This window comes from Methanobacterium congolense, from assembly GCF_900095295.1.
GTDB classification, from domain to species: Archaea; Methanobacteriota; Methanobacteria; order Methanobacteriales; family Methanobacteriaceae; genus Methanobacterium_C; species Methanobacterium_C congolense.
Window position 1 is genome coordinate 565,776 of record NZ_LT607756.1, and the last position, 15,087, is coordinate 580,862.

11 protein-coding genes, 1 tRNA gene and 1 pseudogene are annotated in these 15,087 nt (G+C 38.6%); 10 read left to right on the forward strand and 3 right to left on the reverse strand.

Going from position 1 to position 15,087, the window contains the following annotated elements; all coding sequences use genetic code 11:
• Positions 1 to 307: 307 nt before the first annotated feature.
• Both serB and MCBB_RS02765 read right to left on the reverse strand, forming a co-directional pair.
• Positions 308 to 1,831: a phosphoserine phosphatase SerB gene (gene serB, locus MCBB_RS02760; RefSeq protein WP_071906335.1), complete on the reverse strand. Its 1,524-nt coding sequence runs from the start codon at positions 1,829 to 1,831 to the stop codon at positions 308 to 310.
• A 34-nt stretch (positions 1,832 to 1,865) separates the two neighbouring features.
• Complete coding sequence (locus MCBB_RS02765; RefSeq protein ID WP_071906336.1) at positions 1,866 to 2,411, reverse strand: TATA-box-binding protein; 546 nt, start codon at positions 2,409 to 2,411, stop codon at positions 1,866 to 1,868.
• 329 nt (positions 2,412 to 2,740) lie between these two features.
• Here MCBB_RS02765 and MCBB_RS02770 point away from each other — a divergent pair, with 329 nt between their 5' ends.
• The 10 genes and pseudogenes from MCBB_RS02770 (at position 2,741) to katG (ending at position 14,670) form a co-directional block, all read left to right on the forward strand.
• Complete coding sequence (locus MCBB_RS02770) at positions 2,741 to 3,223, forward strand: hypothetical protein (RefSeq protein WP_231916390.1); 483 nt, start codon at positions 2,741 to 2,743, stop codon at positions 3,221 to 3,223.
• 118 nt (positions 3,224 to 3,341) lie between these two features.
• Complete coding sequence (locus MCBB_RS02775; RefSeq protein ID WP_071906337.1) at positions 3,342 to 5,297, forward strand: adenosylcobalamin-dependent ribonucleoside-diphosphate reductase; 1,956 nt, start codon at positions 3,342 to 3,344, stop codon at positions 5,295 to 5,297.
• 228 nt (positions 5,298 to 5,525) lie between these two features.
• Complete coding sequence (cyaB, locus tag MCBB_RS02780) at positions 5,526 to 6,068, forward strand: class IV adenylate cyclase (RefSeq protein WP_071907965.1); 543 nt, start codon at positions 5,526 to 5,528, stop codon at positions 6,066 to 6,068.
• A 631-nt stretch (positions 6,069 to 6,699) separates the two neighbouring features.
• Positions 6,700 to 7,875, forward strand: coding sequence for a homocitrate synthase family protein (locus MCBB_RS02785; protein ID WP_071906338.1), 1,176 nt, complete (start codon positions 6,700 to 6,702; stop codon positions 7,873 to 7,875).
• 264 nt (positions 7,876 to 8,139) lie between these two features.
• Positions 8,140 to 9,384 (forward strand): homoaconitase large subunit, encoded by a 1,245-nt coding sequence (hacA, locus tag MCBB_RS02790; RefSeq protein ID WP_071906339.1) that lies wholly within the window; start codon positions 8,140 to 8,142, stop codon positions 9,382 to 9,384.
• A 1-nt stretch (position 9,385) separates the two neighbouring features.
• Positions 9,386 to 9,919, forward strand: a complete 534-nt coding sequence (locus MCBB_RS02795; protein ID WP_071906340.1) for a chorismate--pyruvate lyase family protein — start codon at positions 9,386 to 9,388, stop codon at positions 9,917 to 9,919.
• Positions 9,920 to 10,095: 176 nt separating this feature from the next.
• Positions 10,096 to 11,082, forward strand: coding sequence for a flap endonuclease-1 (gene fen / locus MCBB_RS02800; RefSeq protein WP_071906341.1), 987 nt, complete (start codon positions 10,096 to 10,098; stop codon positions 11,080 to 11,082).
• Between the two features lie 152 nt (positions 11,083 to 11,234).
• A complete protein-coding gene (locus tag MCBB_RS02805; protein ID WP_394327153.1) occupies positions 11,235 to 11,744 on the forward strand; it encodes a transposase in 510 nt (169 codons plus the stop codon).
• A pseudogene (locus tag MCBB_RS12405) lies at positions 11,738 to 12,142 on the forward strand (IS1595 family transposase); the annotation flags it as partial. The gene MCBB_RS02805 and the pseudogene MCBB_RS12405, both read left to right, overlap by 7 nt.
• Positions 12,143 to 12,495: 353 nt before the next feature.
• Positions 12,496 to 14,670 carry a catalase/peroxidase HPI gene (katG, locus tag MCBB_RS02815; protein ID WP_071906343.1) on the forward strand — a complete coding sequence of 725 codons (2,175 nt, stop codon included), beginning with the start codon at positions 12,496 to 12,498 and terminating at the stop codon, positions 14,668 to 14,670.
• 288 nt (positions 14,671 to 14,958) lie between these two features.
• Here the strand turns inward: katG and MCBB_RS02820 are convergent.
• Positions 14,959 to 15,041 (reverse strand) — tRNA-Leu (locus MCBB_RS02820).
• Between the last annotated feature and the right edge of the window lie 46 nt (positions 15,042 to 15,087).

Consider the following 15,087-nt stretch of genomic DNA (forward strand, 5'->3'; position numbering starts at 1 on the left):
GGTAATCATTGGGCATAAAATCGTATTATATGTGGCATCTAAATTTAAATAAGCGTTTTTTTTGAAAACAGAAATATTTTAAATCTTAACTCAACCTATAACTGAATTTTTATAAAAATCTGTTATAAAAACAATTTTATAAAAACAAATAATTTGAAATAAATTTTCAATAAAAAACTTTTAAAGAAATAAAATGAAGTATGATCCAAATAAAGATATCTAAAGAATTTAAAACATGATTTGAAGGATAAAACCTTAAAACCCTGAAGTTAAAAAGAAGAAATGAGGTTTTGTCTGATTACTAGAATCAGACGATGTGATGCTTCTGGAGGAGCATTAGTTCATCTTTTGAGAGCTTTTTACCCTGTTTGAACTTTTCGAATATGTCCTGAGCAACTTCCCTCTCAGCCATATTCTTCTTCTTACTTTCCTCATTTTCACTGCTTCGTTCTTTTGCCTTTATCTTGTCAAGGGCTTTATTTATCTTTCTTATTTCATTGAGAACGGATTTAACAGATTCATGTTCAGCAGATGCTTTTTCACGGGTTTCAACGAATTTTTTGTGGGCTTCATCTGCCTTTGCCCTTATATCATCGATTTTCCTGAAGTACTCGATCATGCTCTCATGGGTTTCCTGGGCCTTGTTTGAAAGCTCAACAACCTTTGCATGGTAGTTTTCAGATACCTCTTTAAGTTCAAGGGCTTCTTTCTTGGTTTTTTCATCCTCATGCATGTCCTGAAGTTCTTTTCGAAGGTCAGTAACCTTTTTGACAAGCTCATTTTCTTTCCTTATATCCAGGACCTTGGTTTCTATAGTTTTTTCCAGTTTTTCTATTTCACTCTGGACCTTAACTATTTCCCGTTTTCCAGATGCCCATTCAATCTTCTTGAGCTTATGATTGGTTTCATCCCTTAACTTCTTGTACTTCTTGACCTCTTCGTTGTGCTGATCACGTTCGTCACGGTACTTGAGGGCTTTGTCCAGATTTTCCTTTATACTGTTGTTCAAATCATTCCTCAAATCCTTGTGAGTACGGGCTTCTTCGTTGAGTTCGTCCCTTTTACTTGTGAACTCATTGAGTTTCTTCTCAAACTCTTTTTTCTCTTTGAGAAGTTCTTTGAAGCTTTTACCAGCATAAGGAGATTTAGGCTCTTCAGCTTTCTCTTCAACTTCCTCAGTTTCAGATTTTTCCACTTGGGCTTCTTCCCCTTTGAAGATGTTCAACAACTCCCTTAAATCCCTTTTTTCCACAACAACATCTGCAATTTCCTTTAAAACAGGTTTGGCATTAAAAGCTATTCCCATTCCTGCTTCCTTGAGCATTGAAATGTCGTTTGCGCCGTCTCCAACGGCCGCAGTTTCTTCTGCGGTTATTTTCTCTGTTTCTATTATCTCTTTGAGGACGTCTGATTTTGAACCTGATACCAGAGGACCTGAAACTTCTCCTGTGAGTTTACCCTCCTCTTCATGGAGAACATTTGAAAATGCGTAATCAAGGCCTAATTCCTCTTTCATACGATTTGCAATTATTTCGAAGCTGCCTGTTATTGTTGCAATTTTGTATCCTCTCTTTTTGAGCTCTGCAATAGTTTCGCTGGCTCCTTCCATGAGAGGAATCTTGTAGACAACATCCTTTATGTCATCCACAGATGCACCTTTAAGTAAAGCTACTCTTTCTTTAAGGGCTTCTTCGAATTCAAGGTCTCCTTCCATTGCTTTTTTTGTTATTTCTGCGATTTCAGTTTCTGCGTCCATCAGTTTGCCTATTTCATCGACGGCTTCGCCGTCTATAAGAACGTTATCAAGATCGAATGCTATAAGTTTAATCAAAAGATCACCGAGTTATTCAAATTAAAAAATGAAGTTAGATAAGATCCAATTCAACTAATCTTTCTTTAGTTTTTTCAACACCCAATTGGGCTTGTTCTGCTGTTTTTGCGCCTGTACATACTACTTTTCCTGAACCAAATAGAAGTAAAACGACTTTTGGATCTCCAAGTCTGTAAACTAATCCGGGGAACTGTTCAGGTTCGTATTCTGTGTTTTCAAGTTCCAAAGCAACTGCTTCAAGGTTTAAAGTCTTCATGAGGTTTGCTGAAGCAACTATGTTTTGTACCTTTATTTCAAATTCTTTTGGTATGTCTGGGTCGAGGGTTCTCATCTGATCCACTGTTATGTGGATAGCTTTTATTGAATCGTCTACAGATTTTGCACCTGTACATACGAGTTTTCCTGATCCAAATATTAAAGCGGCTGTTTTAGGTTCTTTAAGTTTGTAAACCAAGCCTGGAAATTGTTCTTGGTTGTATTCGACATCTTTAAGTGCCGGAGCGACCTGTGTAAGGTCTAAGGACTTACCGAGCGTTGCGGAAGCCACAATATTCTCAATTTTGATTTTTACATCAGTCATTCTGTTCCTCCAGATCATTCAATATTAATAAATGAATTTTATATTTGGTATAAATTTTACTTTATAAAGTATATAAGTGGCGTGTTATTAATAGGTAAAGGTTTTCATACTTTGTGGTCTTATATTAATAAAAAAATTCTTGGTTATTATAAAAGAGAAGTACTCAGCATTAAAACTTCTCTTAAATATCATATATAATTTTGGGTTGTGGAGGATCAAACCTGTTGTCACATAACTGGATCAATTGAAATGAACTTAATCCTGGCATGCAACCATGATTAATTCTATTTATTTCTATTTTAATATGCAGAAGTTAGTTAGTATTATATATGGGGAGCTATAAATTTTTAATTAGGCTTTTTGATGCTTGGATTAACTCTGGAAATCAAAGGGGAGGAACGAAGAATACAATGATATCTCCTAAAAAATACCGTCAACAGATAGATTCCCTTGGAATTGAAGGTATGATCATAGATGTATCTTCAATCGAGAGGGCCATGAGTACCATAAATGAATTGGATGAAATTGAAAATGTCTTAAATAAAATACGTCATAACGTTCGAATTGATATGAGGAATATCCGCTTGGAGTATTTGAATAAAATGAAAGCGGCTGAAGAGCAGCCAAAGGGACTTTTCAAACGAAAAAAATCCACAAATAAAATTATCAAGGAAAAGAAAAGTCTTTTAAAGGATAAAGATCTTAAAATAGCTGCTTATGAAGTTGTTGAGAATGAAATAAATTATTACCTTTCTCAAATAGAAAGTTCACGACTTTACATTAAAAATTCTATCCAGGGAAGGGTGGGATAATACGTTACGCAGTTTCATCAATCTAAATCACTATTAAATTCAAAAACATAACTTTTTCGTTCTATTTTTAAGTTGAGATGGGTAAATTTCCAGCTGTGGTTAAACTGGGGTTAAAAAAATGGGTTTTAATGGGAATCCAAAATTTAAGGGTAATCCAAAAGATATGCCTGGAAAATCCATTTACTTCCCAAAGAACATACATGACGTCCTTGAAAAAAGGTACCTGCTCAAGGATGAAACTGGAAGGGTAGTGGAAGATCCAGAGGGCATGTTCTGGAGGGTTGCAAGAGCCGTTTCAATGGCGGAAACATTCTATGAATCGGATCCCCTTGAAGTAGAAAGGGAATTCTACCATCTCATGTCATCAATGGAATTTTTACCCAACTCCCCAACCCTCATGAATGCTGGAACTCCCATGAATCAGCTTTCTGCATGTTTCGTTTTACCTGTTGGTGATTCTGTAACTGAAATATTCAATGCACTCAAGTACATGGCCCTCATCCACAAATCTGGTGGGGGTGTTGGTTTCTCCTTTTCAAAACTCCGCCCCTGTGGTGATGTTGTTGGGTCAACAGCAGGAATAGCATCTGGACCATTATCATTCATGCGAATCTTCGATGTTGCAACTGACGTTATAAAGCAGGGTGGTAGAAGGAGAGGTGCCAACATGGCTGTACTCAGTGTCCATCACCCAGACATCCTTGAATTTATTTGTGCCAAAAATGTACCGGTTGAAGGTGAAGGTTCAAATCCTCTGGAAAACTTCAATCTCTCAGTGGCAGTTGACAATGAATTCATGGATAAGTTAGCCTTTGACGAAGACAAGCATGATAATAACCTAACTGGAAACCTCACAAAAGAGGGTTCACCGGGTTCAGATAAATCAAAAAAGAAGTTAAATGGGAGTTACTACATTTTGAATCCAAGAACCAATAAAATAGTGGGACATTTGAATGCAAAGGAAGTTTTTGACCTTATTGTGGAGAATGCATGGAGAACAGGGGATCCAGGGATCCTCTTCATGGATGAGATAAACAGGATGAACCCAACTCCAGCTTCAGGGAAGATCGAGGCAACGAATCCCTGTGGAGAACAGCCCCTTCTCCCCTATGAATCCTGCAACCTGGGTTCAATAAACCTTGCCGGAATGGTTAAAAATGGTACTGTGAACTGGAATAAACTGGAAAACACTGTAAAAACTGCTGTACACTTCCTTGACAACGTTCTAGACGTTACAAATTTCCCAACATCCCTGATAAAAACCGAAACCCTGAAAAACAGGAAAATTGGGCTTGGGGTTATGGGATTTGCAGAGATGTTAATAATGCTCAACGTCCCCTATGACTCTGATGAAGCCGTTGAAACCGCGGTTGAAGTCATGAAATTCATACAGGATCATTCAAAAAAGGCTTCTGAAGAACTTGGAAGATCAAGGGGTTCCTTCCCAAACTTCAAGGATAGTTTATGGTGCAAAAAGGGTTTCAAGGCCATGAGAAATGCTACAACAACAACCATAGCACCAACAGGAACCATAAGCATAATTGCAAATGTTACAAGCGGTATAGAACCTCTATTTGCAGTTTCTTTTATAAGAAATGTTATGAACGGCACAGAACTCCTTGAGGTAAACTCCCTCTTTGAAAAAACTGCTTTAGAAAGGGGTTTTTATACAGAAGAAATAATGGATGCTGTGGCCTGTAAGGGTTCCATTCAAGATGTGGATGGAATTCCTGAGGATGTTAAGCGATTGTTTGTAACGGCCCATGATATAAAACCTGAATGGCATGTTAAGATGCAGGCTGCCTTCCAGAGGTATGTGGACAATGCTGTTTCAAAGACGGTTAACCTGCCACACCATACAACTAAAGCAGATGTTAGAAGGATATTTTTAATGGCTTACAAACTCAAATGCAAAGGAATAACTGTTTACAGGTACGGTAGTAAAACTGAACAGGTCTGGTACCTTAAAGAATTTAAAGGTGCTGATCTAAAACCTGGAGAAGAGTCAAAGGAATATGTATCAATTGATTCAGAATATTCTGGGGGACGTCCTTCAAATTGCTGTCTCCATTGAACTTTTTTTGTTATAATCGTATATATTATCCAATAAATCATCCAACAAATCTTGAAATTTCATTTAAAAATTTCATTTAATCTAGAAATGGTTCTGAGATAAAACAAGTTCAGAGGGGTGCATCGATAAATTCGTGTAATTAATTAATGTAGAAAATACAAAGAGTGTATTGAGTTCATGATGAATTTAATTCAGTTTTCATGTTTAGAAGAATTGGAAGGTAAAAAAATGATAGAAGTTGAAGTTAAAGCCCATGCAAATGATTTTAATGACGTTAAAGTTAAACTCAATGAAATTGGTGCAGAGCGCACGGGGTTGGAGCATCAGAAGGATGTTTATTTCAATGCTCCAGACAGGGACTTTGCAGAAACTGACGAAGCACTCAGGATACGGGAAATTCCAGATGAATCTGGAAAACGAATAATCTTAACCTACAAAGGGGCTAAGATGGATGAAGTCAGTAAAACACGTAAAGAAATTGAGGTTGATGTTTCAGATACTGAAAACATGACAGCCATCCTTGAAAACCTTGGATTCAGGGCAGCTGCAAGAGTTGAAAAGAAAAGGGTTATATACACATTCAATGAAGCTGTAATCTCTCTTGACGAAGTTTTAAATGTTGGAAAATTCGTTGAAATAGAAATGGAAGCTCAGGAAGGTGAAGATTTTTCCCATGCAAGGGATGAAATATTTGATTTATTCAAGAAACTTGGAATAGAAGATGGTTTTGAGAGAAGATCCTACCTGGAACTCATGGGGGTTCATCAATAAAAAAATACTGCAGATTGGCTTCCAAAAGAGTCATTAATTGAATATTTCAGTTAATTCAAACCATTAACCAAGTAAATTTATTTCTAAATGACTTTCAAAGATATTGAAGAATATTAAAAATAAATATTCCTCTTATTTTAACTGTTAACTTTTCATTTTGTAAATCATATTAGAATTTCATACTCATTATTCTTCCAACATTACTCTACTTTTTAGGTTACTTCATTGTCAATAATCCGTGTTAGATTCTACTTTTCTTCCTAATCTGCAAGTATATCTTATTTGGAAACCTTAGTTGGAAACCGGAATCTTCATGGTGCTAAAATTCACAAAAAAGTAGATTTTTAAATATAAAAGGATAAATAAGGAGTGGATCACAACACTAGATCATGAGGGAAGAGAAAAAGTTGCATCGTAGATTTTCGAAAAATACATCTATACATAGGATAAATTTTTCTCCTGTAACTTATGAAACAACTTAGTCTAAAGATTTTTTTATAGAATAAATTTTGAGGATAAGCTTAACTAATCTACCCCTTTAAAAAATCAATCTAATAAAACTGATATAATATATAATATAAATAACCTTGAAATAACTGAATATCTCAAAAAATTAACAGGTGGGAATAACTTGGATTACTTTGTGAGCCCTTACAACAAGGCAGCGGATTTAAAATTTCCAAACGATGTTAAAGTTTACGATACAACACTAAGGGATGGTGAACAAACCCCTGGTGTGTGTCTGGGAACCTCTGAAAAACTTCAAATCGCAAGAAAACTCGACGAACTTGGAATCCATCAGATAGAAGCAGGATTTCCAGTTGTGTCAAAGCAGGAAGAAAAATCTGTTAAAACCATTGTGAATGAAGATTTAGATGCCCAGATACTTGTTCTGTCACGTACCAAGAAAGAAGATATTGACAAGGCAATTGACTGTGGGGTTGATGGAATAATCACCTTCATGGCAACCTCAGACCTTCACCTCAAACACAAGTTCAACATGAGCCGTGAAGACATCCTAAACATCTGCATGAACTCAATTGAACATGCAAAGGATCATGGACTTTTCGTAGCATTTTCTGCTGAAGACGCAACAAGAACAGACCTTAATTTCCTGAAACAGGTTTATAAAAAAGCTGAAGACTGTGGTGCAGACAGGGTACACATAGCAGACACAGTTGGAGCTATAAGTCCTCAGGGTATGGACTACCTTGTAAGGGAATTAAGATCAGACCTTAAAGCGGAAATAGCACTTCACTGTCACAACGACTTTGGACTGGCAGTTTCAAACTGCATATCTGGACTTCTGGCAGGTGCAAATGCGGTTTCAACAACGGTCAATGGCATAGGGGAAAGGGCAGGTAACACCTCCCTTGAAGAACTCGTTATGAGCCTTTACCTTATCTATGGAGTAGATCTGGGATTCAACATCAGCGTCTTCTACGAACTTTCCCAACTCGTTGGGGAACTAACACACATGAATGTGCCTGAAAACAAACCTATCGTGGGTAAAAACGTATTCAGACATGAATCGGGTATACATGTGGACGCAGTTATAGAAGAACCACTCACATACGAACCATTCCTCCCTGAGATGATAGGACACCACAGAAAAATAGTTCTGGGAAAACATTCAGGCTGTAGAGCTGTTAAGGCAAAACTCGATGCATGTGGAATAGATGTTACAACAGAGGAACTCTGTAAAATTGTTGAAAATGTCAAAAAACGAAGAGAAGAGGGAAAGTACATCAACGATAAACTCTTCAACGAGATAGTGAGATCGGTTCGCGGACCCTTCGATCCATAAGATCTGGTCATAAAATAGATCTAACCATTAGATTTGGATTAAAATTTAAAGGGTAAACTAAGGTCATAATGCCTTAAAAACCTTTTAATCATTGTTAACGTTATTTCAGTGTGTGATCATTTTAATGATTAAAATTTCAATGATCAATAAAATAAAGATAGAAAATTAATTTCACAAAGCATGAACCTTTAAAAACTTCTTTGTTAGTGGAAGAGGTTTCATTTAGCTGAAATTTAGATTGAATTATTAGGGATTGATTTTGATATGAACATAACCGAGAAAATTCTTGCACGTGCATCAGGAAAATCTGAGGTACAACCCGGCGAAATAGTCGACGTTGCAGTTGACATTGCAATGGCACACGATGGAACATCTCCACCTACCATTAAAACATTCCAAAAAATTGCAGATAAAGTATGGAATAATGAAAAAATTGTTATAATCTTTGATCACAACGTACCTGCCAATAAAATAATGTCTGCAGAATTCCAGAGGGTTGCAATGGAATTTGCAAGAGAACAGGGCATTAAAAATTTATTCACCCATGGTGAAGGAATATGTCACCAGGTACTTCCAGAGAAGGGCTTTGTAAAACCTGGAACTGTTGTTGTGGGTGCAGACTCCCACACATGCACACACGGAGCTTTCGGAGCCTTTGCAACAGGTATGGGTGCAACAGACATGGCAATAGTTTTTGCAACGGGTAAAAACTGGTTCATGGTTCCAGAATCATATAAAATAAATATAAATGGTGATTTGGGAGAATATGTAAGGGCTAAAGATGTTATACTCAATGTAATTGGGGAAATAGGTTCATTCGGTGCCACGTACAAAGCCCTTGAGTTCACAGGTGAAACCATAGACTCCATGGATGTATCTGGGAGAATGACCATCTGCAACATGGCAATTGAAAGCGGTGCCAAAAACGGAATAATGGAACCCAACAATGCCGTAAAACAGTACTTAATGGAAAGAAACGTTAAAAACTTTGATATAGTACGTTCCGATAAAGACTCTCAGTATGAGAAGGAGTACACATTTGATGTTAATGATATGGAGCCGCAGATAGCATGTCCACACAATGTTGACAACGTGAAACCCGTTTCAAAGGTTGAGGGTGTTGGTGTTGACCAGGCATTCATAGGATCATGTACAAACGGACGTATTGAAGATCTGAAGGATGCAGCTCAAGTTCTGGAAGGTTCAAGGGTTCATGATGATGTGAGACTCATTGTTATACCTGCATCTGCAGAGATCTACCTTCAGGCACTGGATGAAGGACTGATAGAAACATTCATAAGATCCGGTGCAGAAGTCTGCAATCCTGGATGCGGCCCTTGTCTTGGAGCCCACATGGGAGTGCTGACTTCAGGTGAGGTTTGTATATCAACAACCAACAGAAACTTTGTTGGAAGAATGGGAGACCCAAATTCAGAGGTTTATCTTTCAAACTCAGCTGTTGTAGCAGCATCAGCAATTTCAGGAGAAATAACTGATCCAAGGAGATAAAATGGACCAAAACATTATCTACGGAATTGAAAACATTGAAAAATGTATTGGAAAACTTTCAAGTGCCCAGAAAATACTCTTAACAACGGATGGATCTGTAACTGCAATACTTGACGTTATTAAGGGTCATGTTCATCTGGAAACACTTGTCCAGGAATTTAAAGATGCTGATAAGGAGGTTGCAGAGCTCCTTGATATAAATGAGGGGGACACTGTGAACTACAGAGTTGTGGTCATGGGAACAGGAGAACCATTGATACATGCAGTATCTTACATTCCAGTGGAAAGACTTGAAAATGACTTCAAAGAAGACCTTATAAGGGCAGATATTCCCATTGGGCGCATACTCAAGAAACACAAGATCGAGTCCAGAAGGGAAATAAAAACAATTTACGCAGAGAAAACCAACGAGGAAACCCAATCCATATATGGAACAGATTCTCCAATGCTTACAAGAACCTACAACATCATCCACAAGGGTGAAACTCTTATATGGATAAAGGAAACATTTCCCTATGACCTTTTCAGGGATTAAACCTTTACTTGTTTTAGTAAACAAATCAACCTTTAAAAAATTATTTGAAACAGGTTCACCATTTAAAATTTCAATAGTCGATAATATTTCATAGTTTTATTATAATAGGTTCAAATGAGCTGTATACAAAGTATCTGTATCTGAATGTGATAATTAAAGATTTTGGTGTGGTTTGAATGGGAGTAAAATTTAAAGATATTGTATCTCCAGAATCCATAGGATTCAATGAACTAGAAGGAAAGATCGTTGCACTCGATGCAGCCAACATAATCTACCAGTTTTTATCGAGCATAAGGCAGGTTGATGGCACTCCGCTAATGGACCACAACAGAAACATAACCTCACACTTCAGCGGAATACTTTACAGAACATCTTCACTTGTTGAGAAGGGAATAAAACCTGTATACGTATTTGATGGTGCATCAAGTCATCTTAAAAAGGGCACACAGGATAAACGGAGAGAAGTGAAGGAAGAATCTGAGAAGAAATGGAAGGAAGCCCTTGATGAGGGAGATATTCAAGAGGCACGTAAGTACGCAGTCCGATCCTCAAGGATGTCTCCAGGAGTTGTTGAAGGCTCTAAAAAACTTCTAGAACTCATGGGCATCCCCTACATCCAGGCAAAGGGTGAAGGTGAAGCTCAGGCATCGTACATGGTTGAAAGGGGAGATGCATGGTGTGTTGGATCACAGGACTACGACTGCATACTCTTTGGAGCCACACGAATGGTTAAAAACCTGACCATAACCGGTGGAAAAGCCAACTTGGAACTCATACAGCTTAAAAAAGTCTTAGAACAGGTGGAGTTAACAAGGGAACAGCTGGTCGATGTTGCAATACTCGTTGGAACAGACTTCAACGAGGGAATAAAGGGCATAGGTGCTAAAAAAGGTTTGAAACTCATAAAAAAGCATGGAGATGTATTCAAAGCCCTGGAACATCTGGATGTTGAGATGGAAGTTGATCCCCAGATCTTAAGAGATATGTTCCTGGATCATGATGTTCTTGAGGATTACAGCCTTAAATGGAAGAAACCAGACAGGGAAGGTGCCACAGACTTCCTCTGTGGAGAACACGATTTTTCAGAGGAAAGAGTTTCAAGCGCCCTAGATAAACTCAAAAAACTTGACATGAACCAGAGCAGTCTTGAGCAGTGGTTTTAAACTTTCATTCAAGTTTTGCACAATTATTATCCTTTTTTTATAAATATTTTATATGAAAATAATTCTTTACGTAAAAAAATAATTAATCTTAACGCTCTTGTCCTTTTTTTAGTGCAAAGGTTTAAGTAGTGGTTGGTGTTATATTTTTAGGTATGAAGAGTGATTTGGTGTTGGAATTGTTTATTCCAGATGAGGAGAAAGCTTTAAATTTTTTTAGATGTATAAGATGGTCTAACGGTGTTTATTGTCCGGAATGTGGGTCTTATGATGTTTATAAAAGGGGTTATGTTTATAACAAGAGAGTAAGGCGTTATTCGTGTAATAAATGTGGTAAAAACTTTACAGATTTCTCTGATACGATATTTGCCAATAAACACTTGCCTTTAGGTGAAATGTTTTACATAATATTGAATCAAGATAAAAAAAGTGTTAATCGTTTATCAGAAGAGTTAGGCCATAAATGGGAGAGTATTGATAGATTATCTAAGGAATTTAAGGAATATCTGGAGAAAAACACAAAAGATCCTGTTTTATCTGGAAAAATTGAAATTGATGAAATGTACCAATCTTCAGGAGATAAAGGTTTAAAAAAAACAATCCAAGATGCAGAGGCCTCAAACAAAGAGGAAGAGGCACGTGGAAAAAAGACAAACCACCAATAGTCACCATAACAGAAAGAGGGACAAGAAACACCATTTTAAGCGTTGAAAAGAACCTCTCCAAAAAATTAATACAAGAAAAACTCAAAACACACTGCAAAAATCCAGTAACCGTTTTCACCGATGACTATACAATCTACACAGGTTTAAAACAACACCCACAAGTTAAAGAACATAAAATAATCAACCACTCACTAAAAGAGTATGCAAACGGCGAAATACACGTTAATAACTGTGAAAACAGACATTCACTCTTGAGACAATATCTAAGAATATTTAGAGGTATTTCAAAGAAATACCTCAACAAATACGTCAAATTCTTCCAATTCACATTCCTAAACGGAACAAACTGGATAGACAAAGCAATACAGATAACATGCAATGCACCTAAAAAAGTATAAGAGCGAATCTTAAATAGAATTTGTCTTTTTTGCACATTTTTTTAGTTGATTTTTTTAAAAATAATTTTTAAAATTATTTATGTACTTTTTTTATCTGCTTTTTGGATTTATACAACACTCTTTATACAACATCCTCTCGTGAATCCATGGTTTTATGTTATCCATATAAATCAATAAAAATTTTTAATAAACTTGTAATTAATAAATAATTGTTAGAAAATATTTCAAAACGATTCAAATTGTATTTTCTAAAGGGATGTTATTAATGGTCATTAAGCTCCAAAACACAGGATTCACAGTTTTTAGAAAATTTAAAATAGATGAATTAGACGTGAAAAAAAGAGGGTGGAATCATGGATGAAAAAAGCAAAAAAACTGTTAGAGGTAACATTAAGAACCTTGATTGGTGGCCAAACCGGTTGAATCTAGACATCCTGCGCCAGCATTCCTCAGAGTCCAATCCTATGGATGAGGATTTCAGCTACGCTGAAGAATTCAAGAGTCTTGACCTAGATGCCCTGAAGACAGACCTCCACGGACTCATGACAGAGTCACAGGATTGGTGGCCCGCGGACTTTGGCCACTATGGACCTTTTTTCATCCGTATGGCGTGGCACAGTGCCGGCACATACCGTATCAGCGATGGCCGCGGAGGAGGGGGTAATGGTAATCAGCGTTTTCCACCACTAAGCAGCTGGCCCGACAATGCAAATCTTGATAAAGCACGTCGACTGCTCTGGCCCATCAAACAGAAGTACGGCCGGAAAATTTCTTGGGCGGACCTCATGATCCTTGCAGGTAACGTTGCCCTGGAATCCATGGGTTTTAAGACCTTCGGGTTTGGTGGCGGGCGTGAGGATATTTGGGAACCTGAAAAGGACATATACTGGGGTTCCGAGAAAGAGTGGCTTACAGATGAGCGTCATACCGGTGACCGTGAACTGGAGAAACCACTCGCCGCCCTGGAGATGGGTTTGATTTATGTGAACCCTGAAGGCCCCAACGGCAAGCCAGACCCCATCGCTGCGGCGCATGATATCCGAGAGAGTTTTGCCCGCATGGCCATGAACGACGAGGAGACAGTGGCCCTCATTGCAGGTGGCCACGCCTTCGGAAAAACCCACGGTGCTGGTGATCCAAAGCATGTGGGCCCTGAGCCGGAAGCAGCGCCAATCGAGGAACAGGGTCTGGGTTGGAAGAGCAGCTTCGGCACGGGTAAAGGAGACGACACTATTACCGGCGGTCCGGAAGTTATCTGGACCAACACTCCAACGAAGTGGGACAACAACTTCTTCAGGATATTATTTGAATTCGAATGGGAACTGACCAAGAGCCCAGCCGGTGCCTACCAGTGGAAGCCGAAGGGTGATGCAGGTGTAGATACTGTGCCTGATCCACACAACCCATCAAAACGTCGCACCCCTGGTATGCTAACCACAGATCTCTCTTTACGCTTTGACCCTATTTACGAAAAGATTTCAAGGCGCTTCTATGAGAACCCTGATGAGCTTGCAGATGCTTTCGCCAGTGCATGGTTCAAACTGACCCACCGAGACATGGGTCCACGGACACGTTATCTCGGCCCGGAGGTACCTGACGAGGAACTCATCTGGCAGGACCCCATCCCTGCAGTCGATCATGAACTGATTGATGAAGAAGACATCGATACCATTAAGGGTAGAATATTGGATTCGGGAATGTCAGTTTCAGATATGGTTTCCATTGCATGGGCTTCAGCATCCACCTTCCGCGGCTCTGACAAGCGTGGTGGTGCCAACGGTGCCCGTATTCGTCTGGAACCACAGAAGGATTGGGAAGTCAACCAGCCAGCCCAGCTAGCCCAAGTGCTGGAGGTACTTGAGGGCATCCAGAGCGAATTTAACCAGGCCCAAAAAGGTGACAAGAAGATCTCCCTGGCTGATCTCATCGTTTTGGCTGGTTGTGCTGGTGTTGAGCAGGCTGCAAAAAATGCGGGTCATGAGGTTAAAGTGTCCTTCACCCCTGGACGCATGGATGCTCTAAAGGAACAAACCGATGTGGAATCCTTTGCGGTGCTTGAACCGGTCGCAGACGGGTTCCGAAACTATCAGAAGACTCAAAGTGCTAATAGGCCCGAAGAGTTGCTGGTGGACAAAGCGCAATTACTGACATTGACCATTCCTGAGATGACGGTTCTCATTGGTGGCTTACGTGTTCTGAACGCCAACTTTGAACAATCCAAGAATGGTGTCTTCACCAAGAGGCCTGAGGCGCTCACCAATGATTTTTTCGTGAATTTGCTTGATATGCAAACAGAATGGAATGCATCCTCCGAAGACGAAAATGTGTTTGAGGGACGGGATCGAGCAACAGACGAACTCAAGTGGACCGCCACACGTGTCGACCTCATCTTCGGTTCAAACTCCGAGCTCCGGGCGGTGGCGGAAGTATACGCATGTGAAGACTCTCAAAAGAAGTTTCTGAAGGACTTCATAAAGGCGTGGGACAAGGTCATGAACCTGGACAGGTTCGACCGGGTTTCATTGTGAAAAAGTCAGCATCGTTTATAAATTAAGTTTTTTTCTTAAAACATTTTTTTCTCTTTTATTTTTTCTATTGAATACAGGATAACTCATAAAAATTATGATAAAGAAAAAATAAACTTCATATTCCAAAAAAAGCTGAAGATAAAGAAAATCCTCAAATATTTCTCAAAAGTGGAGGGCATCACTCTTATTTAAGTAGGGATAGATGTTTAAATAACCTTAAAAGAAATTGAAAAACTAACCTTGAAACTCTACAAAACAAATAAAAAATAAATCTTATTCTCAAATAAGTGCAAGGGAAGGGATTCGAACCCTTGAAGGCCTACACCAATAGGCCCTGAACCTATCCCCGTTGACCACTTGGGTACCCTTGCATATATCATGGTAGTTGAACATCATATATTAATGTACGTCTTTTGG